The sequence below is a fragment of the Variovorax sp. Soil_C_17 genome (assembly GCF_057657265.1).
Genome location: NZ_JBDGIT010000029.1, coordinates 1 through 9,081 on the forward strand (window position 1 = coordinate 1; position 9,081 = coordinate 9,081).

The window sequence follows — 9,081 nt, forward strand, 5'->3', positions numbered from 1 at the left end:
CAGCTGCCGGCAGACGCCAGCGCCGCTTACACCGTCACGGCCAGACGGCCGGGGCGGGGGAATTTACGTGTCGATAGGTGGGGGAGTTTGGGTGTCGTTCGGGGCCGTAGCGCGCGGCATACCAGGCGCCCAGTAGCGCATTGCTACTTCGGCGCCCGCGCTGCGGGCGGGCGAAGCGAGCCGCTACTACATCGATGAAGACAGCTGGTGGCCGGTACTGGCGGACCGCTGGGACGCCAACGGCCAACTCTGGCGCATGGCTTTCTCGATTCCAGTCGCGATGCCCGACATCCCCGCGGTCGTCGGCACCGCATGGGGCACCTATGACCTGTTGTCCGGAACCTATCTCGTCGCCGAGCTGAAGAATTCTTCCAGAAGCGGTACCCCATCCTGCCCCAGGCCTTGCCCGAGAAGCATTTCTCGCCGGACGCACTGGCAGGCGACAGCGTGCGCTGAGTACTTGCACTGCTGCGCAGGAACCGATGGCTCAACGCGACCTCATGCGTCAGCGTCACCGGCGATCGCGCCATGCGCGCGCGCCGCGCCGGGTATTGCTTGCAATTGGTGGAGGCCCTTGTAGACAGATTGAAGGGAAACCGACAGCAGGCAACCACTGCGCTTCAGGACCACTCCCGCCGGGATGCCACCCAACGGTCCTGCGACGCCTGAAGGTGGGAACGCATGGCGGTCTGCGCGGCAAGAACGTCGCGGGTTTCCAGTGCTCGCAAGATGCCCTCATGCTCGCGCAGCGCCTCCCTCCAGGTTTCGCTGCTTTCCGAGCGCACCCTGAGCTGGGAGGAGATTGGACTGTGGCGTCCATCGAACAGCTCCCCGACCAGGCGCTCCATGACCGAGTTACCTGTCATTGCGGCGATGGCCAAGTGAAACGCGCGGTCTTCCTTCAAGGGCGAACGATTTTCTTCGATCGCGGCACGCATCTCCGCCAACGCCTTCGCTACGGTGGCGATCCCTTCGGGCGTTGCCAGGCCGCACGCTAACGCGGCAACCGAGCCTTCGAGCGCCGAACGAGCCTGCATCAGCTCGATCGGACTCTCGCCTAAAGATGCGGTCGATTGCGATGCCCGCTCCGGCGGGGCGCAGACATATACGCCGGCGCCCATGCGGACTTCAACGCTGCCATCCAGTTCCAGTGCGATCAACGCCTCGCGAACAGAAGGACGCGATACGCCCAACTGCTGCGCGAGGTCGCGCTCCGGGGGCAACCGGGATCCCTCCGAGAAGCCGCCGTCCTTAATGAGGCCTCGAATCTGGTCGGCGATCTGCTGGTAAAGCCGCCGGTTATCGACGGGTTTGAGCTGATTGATCACGTTTGGCCCTTCGTTCCAAAAAAAGGGGCTCGGCGGCCTTACCACGCACTCTCATGGCGAAGTGGCCTTACCAAATTGGCTCTCAGTGTACTCCCCAAGTAACTGCTCGAAAAAAAGCGTCCCCGCGAATGCGATGTAGGTCTTTCGAAGGTCGTTGTCTAAGGGTATCTACGGTAAGGCCAATCTTTCAGGATGGGTAAAGTGGCCTTACCAAGCGCTTTTGATCATTTGGGACGACAAGGAAAGCGATTGGGTCGGGCCGCGACGCCTCAACAGCCCACAGCCCGTCAAGGTGCACATCCTTACTGAACCAGGACAGGAGACATGAAATACGACTTTGACTTCAGCGCCCCGCTGGCCTATTGGCCGGATCTGTTGCATGCCGCGGGAACGACCTTGGGCTTGTCGCTGGCCGCCACGGTGTTCGGCTTCCTGCTTGGCGTGTTCTGCGCCATCGCCGGCAAAGGCCGCGTCGCCTGGCTCGCACGATTGACCACGATCTACGTGGAGACGATCCGCAATACGCCGTTGCTGGTCCAGATCTTCATCGTCTACTTCGGGCTTGCCACCGTCGGCCTCAAAGTCGATGCCTTCACCGCCGCAACGGTGGCGCTGGTGATCAACGTCGGCGCGTACACCTCGGAGATCGTCCGCGCAGGCATCGAGTCGATCCCCAAGGGGCAACTGGAGGCGGCTGAGTGCCTGGGCCTCACGCGGCGTCAGCTCCTGACCCACGTGGTGCTCCCGCCGGCCATCGAGCGCGTCTACCCGGCGCTCACCAGCCAGTACGTGCTGCTCATGCTGGCCTCGTCGATCACCTCGCAAATCTCTGCCGAAGAACTGACAGCGGTCGCCAACCGGATTCAGTCCGAAACCTTCCGCTCGGTGGAGACCTACCTGATCGTGGCCGCCGCCTACCTGGTGCTCTCGCTGGTGATGCGACTGGTCTTCTGGTGCGCGAGCTATGTGGCCTTCCCTCGGCGCCGACGCCTGGGCACGACCGTGTGAGGAACAGATGCCATGACCTCCTTGTCCTTTCCCCAACTCCAGTTCCTCTTCGGCGGCTTCGCGTGGACCATCGTCCTGACCCTGCTGGCCTTCGCCGGTGGCGGAATCCTGGGCTTCGTGGTGGCGATCGCGCGCGTCTACGGGCCGAACTTCACACGCCAGATCGTGATGCTCTACATCAAGTTGATCCAGGGCACGCCTCTCCTGGTCTTGCTGTCTCTCGCCTACTTCGGCCTACCGACCCTGGGCTTCAACATCAAGCCGCTTACCGCGGCCGCACTCGGCCTGAGCATCTATGTGTCGGCCTACCTGGGGGAGATCTGGCGCGGCTGCATCGAATCCGTGCCGCGCACGCAGGCCGAAGCCGCAGAGTGTCTGGCGCTCAACTGGGGACAGCGACTGATCCACGTGATCCTTCCTCAGGCCATGAAGATCGCCACGCCGCCGACCGTCGGATTCATGGTGCAAATCGTCAAGAACACCTCGTTGGCATCCGCCATCGGATTCGTCGAACTCGCCCGTGCGGGCCAGGTGATCAACAACGCCACCTTTCAGCCCTTCGTCATCTTCGTGCTCGTCGCAGCGCTGTACTTCGCCCTGTGCTACCCGCTGTCGGTGCTGAGCCGGCGCCTCGAAAGGAAATTCAATGTCGCCCATCGTTAATGTCCAGTCGATCTCGAAGAGCTACGGCGCTGCCCGCGTGCTCAACGACGTGTCCTTCACCGTCGACAAGGGCTCGGTCGTGGCGATCATCGGACGCAGCGGCTCCGGCAAGACCACGGCCCTGCGCTGCATCGACCGGCTCGAGACGGTCAGCGACGGTCGCATCGATGTCTGCGGGCATGAGATCACCTCGCCGAAGCTGGACCTCCACCAACTGCGGCGCGATGTGGGCATCGTGTTCCAAAGCTACAACCTGTTCCCGCACATGACGGTCGAGCAGAACATCATGCTCGCGCCGCGCATTGTTCTCAAAGGCAAGCGGGCCGAGGTCCGTGAACGTGCCCACGCCGTGCTGGCTCAAGTGGGCCTGTCAGACAAGGCGGACTTCTACCCGTCGCAGCTCTCGGGCGGTCAACAGCAACGTGTCGCCATCGCCCGGTCACTCGCGATGTCTCCGCAGCTGATGCTCTTCGACGAAGTGACCTCCGCACTCGATCCGGAGTTGACGGGCGAGGTGCTGCGCGTGATGGAAAAACTGGCCGCTGACGGCATGACCATGGTGCTCGTCACACACGAGATGGCTTTCGCCCGGAAGGTCGCCGACAAGATCATCTTCATGCACCGCGGCACCGTTTGGGAGGAAGGCCCAGGCGAGATGCTCGACGCTCCCAAGACCGAGGAACTGCGCAACTTCGTCGGCAGCGGCCTGTGAAATGAGCGCATCGCACCAGACTCATTGAGTACGCCCCACGACACAACCCCCTTTGCAACCATACACCGAAAGAGAGACTCCCATGATTCACCGTTCCAAGTTCTTGCGCGGCCTGTGCGCCGGCATTGCCCTGGTCGCCATTGCGGGTGCCGCGCAGGCAGACCAACTCGACGAGGTGCGCGCAGCGAAGAAGATTCGCGTCGCCATCGACCTCGGGTCGCCGCCGTTCGGCACGAACGACATGCAGATGAACCCGACTGGCTCCGACGTCGAAACGGCGCGCCTCCTGGCCAAGGACCTCGGCGTCGAACTCGAGATCGTTCCGACGACTGGCGCCAACCGGATTCCGTTTCTCCAGACCGGCAAGGCGGACGTCGTGATTTCTTCCCTGTCAGTCACGCCAGAGCGCGAGAAGGTCATCGACTTCTCGGCACCTTATGCGCAGATCCAGGCTGTCATTGCGGCGCCCAAGTCCGTCGTGGTCAAGGACTTTGCCGATCTTGCCGGCAAACGCGTTGCCACTGCCCGCGGCACGACCAACGACAGACTGGCCACCGAGAGTGCCAAGGGTGCGCAGATTGTTCGCTTCGATGACGACAGCACCCTCGTCACCGCCGTCGCCAGCGGCCAGGTCGAAATCTTCGCAACGTCACCCGCCATCGTGAAGACCGTCGCGGACAAGGTGCCCGCACTGGGCGTCGAGACCAAGTTCGTGATGAAGAGCTTCCCATTGGGCATCGGCATGCGCAAGGGTGAAGCCAAGCTGCAGGCGTGGATCAACCAGTGGGTCGGCAACAACACCGAGAACGGCAAACTCGCCGCCATCTACAAGCGCTTCCACGGTTGAAGCAGCCTTCCCACACTCGAGGAAATTGCCATGCTGACCGTGATCTGCGAAACCCCCGGCACGCTGCGCGCCGAAGACCGGCCGATGCCGCTGCGTGGCGATGACGAGGTGCTGCTGCGCGTCAAGCGCGTGGGCGTCTGTGGCACCGATCTGCACATCTTTACCGGCAATCAGCCGTATCTCAACTACCCGCGTGTCATGGGTCATGAACTGTCCGGAATCGTCGAAGACGCGCCGGCGGGCAGCCATTTGTCTCCCGGAGACCCGGTCTACGTCATGCCGTACTTGTCCTGTGGCAAGTGCATTGCCTGCCGCCAGGGCAAGACCAACTGCTGCGTCAACATCCAGGTGTTGGGCGTGCATCGCGACGGCGCGTTTACCGAGTACCTCAGCGTTCCGCAGGCCTTCGTGCACAAGGCCGACGGCGTCTCCCTTGATCAGGCGGCGATGGTCGAGTTTCTCGCCATCGGCGCCCACGCGGTGCGACGTGCCGACGTTCGCAGCGGACAGCGCGTACTGGTGGTTGGCGCAGGACCGATCGGCATGGCCGCGATGATCTTCTCGAAATTGCGCGGTGCGCAGGTGAGCACGCTGGATACGCGCAAGGACCGCCTCGACTTCTGTACGGCGCAACTTGGAATGGCCGCCAGCGTTCAGATTTCGGACGACGACGAAAGGCAGTTGGCCGCGCTCACCGACAACGAATTCTTCGATGTCGTATTCGATGCCACCGGCAATCCGAAAGCGATGGAGCGCGGCTTCAAGTTTGTTGCGCACGGCGGCACCTACGTGCTGATCTCCGTGGTCGGCGCCACGATCGGCTTTTCGGACCCGGAGTTCCACAAGCGCGAAACGACCTTGCTCGGAAGCCGCAACGCGACGACCGAGGATTTCGAGACGGTGCTCGAGGCGATGCGCGCGGGCCTCATTCCAGACGCGGCGCTCAACACGCACCGCCTTGCGCTGGCCGATGTTCCGGCCGACTTTAAGAATCTGCTGGATCCCGCCCGAGGCGTCGTCAAGGCCATCGTGGAGTGCTGAGCATCATGGGCCAGGCTATCCTCCAGTTCGGCACCAGTCGCTTCCTACAGGCGCATGTAGACCTCTTCGTTTCGCAGGCACTCGATCGCGGCGAAGCGGGGCTGGCGCTCGGCGGCATTTTGGTCGTGCAGACGACCCGCAACCCGGCGAGCGCCCAACGGGTGGCAGCCCTCGCAAGCGGTGACGGCTATCCGGTCCTCATCCGCGGCATCAGGAGTGGCAGGCAGGTCGACGAAACCATCACCTGCCGCGCCGTGCGCCAAGCCATGCAGGCGCACGCCGACTGGTCGGCGCTGCGCGACGCGGTCGCGACCGACGTCCGGGTGATCATTTCCAACACGGCCGATCGCGGCTATCAACTCGACGACGAGGATGGCCCGGGATTGATCGACGACAGGCTCCGTGCGCCCCGCAGCTTCCCGGCAAAGTTGCTGGTGCTGCTCCACCATCGTTGGCAGGCGATCCCCGCGGCCGATCTGTCGATCTTTCCTTGCGAACTCATCGAGCGCAACGGCGATGTCTTGCGCGATGTGGTGCGCGCAACGGCTGCGCAGTGGAAGCTGGACGCGAATTTCATCGAGTGGCTGGGCGAGCATTGCGTCTGGGCCAACTCGCTCGTCGATCGCATCGTGTCGGAAGCCCTGCATCCGGTCGGCGCGGTTGCCGAACCCTATGCACTGTGGGCCATAGAACGTCAGCGAGGCTTGACGCTGCCCTGTGCACACCCGGACATGGTGGTGACGGACGACCTCGAGCGGTTTGAGCGGCTGAAGTTGTTTCTGCTGAACGCGGGGCACACCTTCCTCGCCGAACGCTGGTTGATGCAGAAGCGCGCCCCCGACGAGACGGTGAAGCAGGCCATGAACGACGCCGCCGCGCGATCGGAGCTCGAGTCGCTTTGGGCCGATGAAGTGTTGCCGGTGTTCGACGCCCTGGGACAACGCACCGAAGCAGAGGCCTACCTCGTCGAGCTCAGGGAGAGGCTGCTCAATCCCTTTCTGAATCATCGTCTCGCCGATATTGCGCAGAATCATGCGCAAAAGAAACAACGGCGGCTCGCTCCCATCGTGGATCTGGCAGACAAGCTCCAGTGCGGACTCGCCCAACCACGACTGCGTGCGTCGCTCGCGACGACGACCTGAAACAGAACCCTCGGAGTCATCCCCATGCTGTCCCCTGTCGAAGAGCAAGCCATCGAGAAGATCATGTCACCGGCCGGCGCGCGCGTCATTCGCCTGCATCCCGATGACGATGTCGTCATTTCCCTGTACCAGTTGATGTCGGGAGCGCACATCGCTGCCGAGAACACCACGGTCTCCGGCCTGATACCCCCGGGCCACAAGATGGCGACGCGCGCCATCGAAGCAGGCTCGCCGGTGCGGCGGTACGGTCAGATCATCGGCTTTGCAAGCCAGCCCATCCGGGCGGGCCAGCATGTGCACACGCACAACCTGGAAATAGGCGAGTTCGAGCGCGACTACGCCTATGGGGTGGAAGCCCGCGAGACGGTGGCAGCGCACCAACCCGCCATTTTCCAGGGCATCGTGCGCGAGGATGGCCGGGTCGCGACGCGCAACTACATTGGCATCCTCACCTCGGTTAACTGCTCGGCAACGGTCGCTCGCGCGATTGCGGATCACTTCCGACGCGATGGCCATCCCGAGGCTCTTGCAGCATTTCCCAATGTTGACGGTGTTGTCGCACTGACGCACGGCACCGGCTGCGGTATCGACTCTGCCGGTGAAGGCCTTCAAATCCTTCAACGCACACTTGGCGGCTATGCGTGCCATCCCAACTTCGCGGGCGTCCTCGTGGTCGGGCTGGGCTGCGAGACCAATCAGATCCCGACGTTGCTGGCCACGCAAGGCCTGAGCGATTCGGGGACGTTGCACTCGTTCACGATCCAGGACGAGGGCGGAACGACGAAGGCGATCGCCCGGGGCATCCAACTCATCAAGGAGATGCTTCCATCGGCCAACCAGGTCCGACGTCAATCCGTGCCAGCCGGTCACCTGGTCATTGGCCTGCAATGCGGTGGCTCTGACGGCTATTCCGGGATTTCAGCCAATCCGGTCTTGGGCGCGGCCGTGGACCTGCTCGTGGCGCACGGTGGTACGGCCATTCTCTCGGAAACGCCTGAAATCTATGGCGCCGAGCATTTGCTGACTCGACGTGCTCAAACCCTGGAAGTTGGACGAAAGCTCGTCTCGCGCATTCGTTGGTGGGAGGACTATTGCGGGCGCAACGGCGCGCAGATGAACAACAACCCCTCTGCCGGCAACAAGGCCGGTGGCCTGACGACGGTGCTCGAGAAATCGCTGGGAGGGATTGCCAAGGGCGGATCCACCAATCTCACCGAAGTCTACGAATACGCGCAGCCTGTCAGGGCTCGGGGCTTGGTCTTCATGGACACGCCCGGCTATGACCCCATCTCGGCCACGGGTCAGGTTGCAGGCGGCGCCAATCTGATCTGTTTCACCACCGGGCGGGGCTCGGCATATGGCTGTGCGCCATCACCTTCAGTCAAGCTTGCGACCAACTCGGCGCTGATGGAGAGGCAGGCGGACGACATGGACCTGAACTGCGGCCAAATCTTGGATGGCACGAAGTCGATCAAGGAGCTCGGCGCTGAGCTGTTCAAACTCTTGCTCGACACGGCTTCGGGCCGGCCATCGCGCAGCGAACTGCATGGCTATGGCCAGAACGAATTTGTTCCTTGGCAGATCAGCGTCATTACCTGACCCTGACCCTGCACGGCCTGCCGGGCGCGCTGGACATTCCGATGGAGTCGTTCACGCGCGCGGTGGAGATCGTGCTCAAGGACAGCGAGCTGCGCGATGGCGCCGGATACCGATGGCCGGATGATTGACAAGCCGGTCATCGAGCGCGCCCGTCGAGTCGTCCAACGCGCTCGTTGAGCATGGCAAGATGTGCCTCCCCACCCGGGGGAGGCACTACGTCACACCGCCTCTTGTTCGCGCAGCGTACCGATCGCCTCGGCACTCAGCCCAAGCTCGGTCAGGATTGCGTCGGTATGTTGACCCAAAGCTGGCACCGGGCCCATCCTGGGTCCCTCCATCCATGTACCGGGCGGAATCATCGCTGGGATCTTTCCCACAGGCGAGTCGACTTCCCGCCAGCGTTCGCGAGCCTTGAGCTGCGGGTGCTCCCAGACCTCGTGCATCGTATTGACCCGCGCGTTGGCAATCTGCGCAGCCTCGAGTCGCTCGACAACCTGTGTCGAAGTGAGCGACGAGAACGCCTCGACAATCAACGCCCTCAAGGCGTCGCGTGCGGCGACTCGCTTTGCATTGCCCGCAAACCGTGGATCGTCGGCAAGTGCTGGCTGAAGGAGCACCTTCTCGCAGAATTTTGCCCATTCACGCTCGTTCTGAAGCCCTATTGAGCCGGCATGAGCGAACTTGAATCAGGCCGCATAGCGAACCGGCTCGTGTTCGAAGTAGCTCTTGATGCGTTCGGGT

Annotated in this window: 10 protein-coding genes and 1 pseudogene; 9 read left to right on the plus strand and 2 right to left on the minus strand. The window is 62.8% G+C overall.

The annotated features are described in order from the left end of the window. The first annotated feature begins 190 nt into the window (after positions 1-190). Positions 191-580 carry a DUF1329 domain-containing protein gene (locus AC3A6Y_RS34705; protein ID WP_487872753.1) on the plus strand — a complete coding sequence of 130 codons (390 nt, stop codon included), beginning with the start codon at positions 191-193 and terminating at the stop codon, positions 578-580. Positions 581-620: 40 nt separating this feature from the next. Here the strand turns inward: AC3A6Y_RS34705 and AC3A6Y_RS34710 are convergent, their stop codons facing one another. Then, positions 621-1,328 (minus strand): FadR/GntR family transcriptional regulator, encoded by a 708-nt coding sequence (locus AC3A6Y_RS34710; RefSeq protein WP_487872746.1) that lies wholly within the window; start codon positions 1,326-1,328, stop codon positions 621-623. 324 nt (positions 1,329-1,652) lie between these two features. Here AC3A6Y_RS34710 and AC3A6Y_RS34715 point away from each other — a divergent pair, with 324 nt between their 5' ends. The 8 genes from AC3A6Y_RS34715 (at position 1,653) to AC3A6Y_RS34750 (ending at position 8,468) form a co-directional block, all read left to right on the plus strand. Continuing rightward, positions 1,653-2,336 (plus strand): amino acid ABC transporter permease, encoded by a 684-nt coding sequence (locus AC3A6Y_RS34715; RefSeq protein ID WP_487872747.1) that lies wholly within the window; start codon positions 1,653-1,655, stop codon positions 2,334-2,336. A gap of 12 nt (positions 2,337-2,348) precedes the next feature. Beyond that, complete coding sequence (locus AC3A6Y_RS34720; RefSeq protein WP_487872748.1) at positions 2,349-2,999, plus strand: amino acid ABC transporter permease; 651 nt, start codon at positions 2,349-2,351, stop codon at positions 2,997-2,999. Beyond that, positions 2,983-3,711 (plus strand): amino acid ABC transporter ATP-binding protein, encoded by a 729-nt coding sequence (locus tag AC3A6Y_RS34725; protein WP_487872749.1) that lies wholly within the window; start codon positions 2,983-2,985, stop codon positions 3,709-3,711. The genes AC3A6Y_RS34720 and AC3A6Y_RS34725 overlap by 17 nt, the downstream gene beginning before the upstream one ends. 82 nt (positions 3,712-3,793) lie before the next feature. Beyond that, positions 3,794-4,558 (plus strand): transporter substrate-binding domain-containing protein, encoded by a 765-nt coding sequence (locus AC3A6Y_RS34730; RefSeq protein ID WP_487872750.1) that lies wholly within the window; start codon positions 3,794-3,796, stop codon positions 4,556-4,558. A gap of 30 nt (positions 4,559-4,588) precedes the next feature. Further along, entirely contained in the window at positions 4,589-5,599 is a 1,011-nt protein-coding gene (locus AC3A6Y_RS34735; protein ID WP_487872751.1) for a zinc-binding alcohol dehydrogenase family protein, read from the plus strand. Between the two features lie 5 nt (positions 5,600-5,604). Further along, the gene (locus tag AC3A6Y_RS34740) at positions 5,605-6,741 is read left to right on the plus strand and encodes a mannitol dehydrogenase family protein (RefSeq protein ID WP_487872754.1); all 1,137 of its coding nucleotides are present in this window, start codon (positions 5,605-5,607) and stop codon (positions 6,739-6,741) included. A gap of 63 nt (positions 6,742-6,804) precedes the next feature. Next, positions 6,805-8,340 (plus strand): UxaA family hydrolase, encoded by a 1,536-nt coding sequence (locus tag AC3A6Y_RS34745; protein ID WP_487872755.1) that lies wholly within the window; start codon positions 6,805-6,807, stop codon positions 8,338-8,340. Next, a complete protein-coding gene (locus AC3A6Y_RS34750) occupies positions 8,316-8,468 on the plus strand; it encodes a hypothetical protein (protein WP_487872752.1) in 153 nt (50 codons plus the stop codon). The genes AC3A6Y_RS34745 and AC3A6Y_RS34750 overlap by 25 nt, the downstream gene beginning before the upstream one ends. Before the next feature lie 90 nt (positions 8,469-8,558). On the opposite strand, the pseudogene AC3A6Y_RS34755 reads toward AC3A6Y_RS34750, so the two are convergent. Continuing rightward, a pseudogene (locus AC3A6Y_RS34755) lies at positions 8,559-9,002 on the minus strand (CoA transferase); the annotation flags it as partial. Between the last annotated feature and the right edge of the window lie 79 nt (positions 9,003-9,081).

Excerpts from the sequence above, each read along its gene's own strand:
- AC3A6Y_RS34745 (WP_487872755.1), top strand. The coding sequence starts at position 6,805 with ATGTCACCGGCCGGCGCGCGCGTCATTCGCCTGCATCCCGATGACGAT.
- AC3A6Y_RS34720 (WP_487872748.1), top strand. The coding sequence starts at position 2,349 with ATGACCTCCTTGTCCTTTCCCCAACTCCAGTTCCTCTTCGGCGGCTTC.
- AC3A6Y_RS34725 (WP_487872749.1), top strand. The coding sequence starts at position 2,983 with ATGTCGCCCATCGTTAATGTCCAGTCGATCTCGAAGAGCTACGGCGCT.
- AC3A6Y_RS34715 (WP_487872747.1), top strand. The coding sequence starts at position 1,653 with ATGAAATACGACTTTGACTTCAGCGCCCCGCTGGCCTATTGGCCGGAT.
- AC3A6Y_RS34735 (WP_487872751.1), top strand. The coding sequence starts at position 4,589 with ATGCTGACCGTGATCTGCGAAACCCCCGGCACGCTGCGCGCCGAAGAC.
- AC3A6Y_RS34730 (WP_487872750.1), top strand. The coding sequence starts at position 3,794 with ATGATTCACCGTTCCAAGTTCTTGCGCGGCCTGTGCGCCGGCATTGCC.
- AC3A6Y_RS34740 (WP_487872754.1), top strand. The coding sequence starts at position 5,605 with ATGGGCCAGGCTATCCTCCAGTTCGGCACCAGTCGCTTCCTACAGGCG.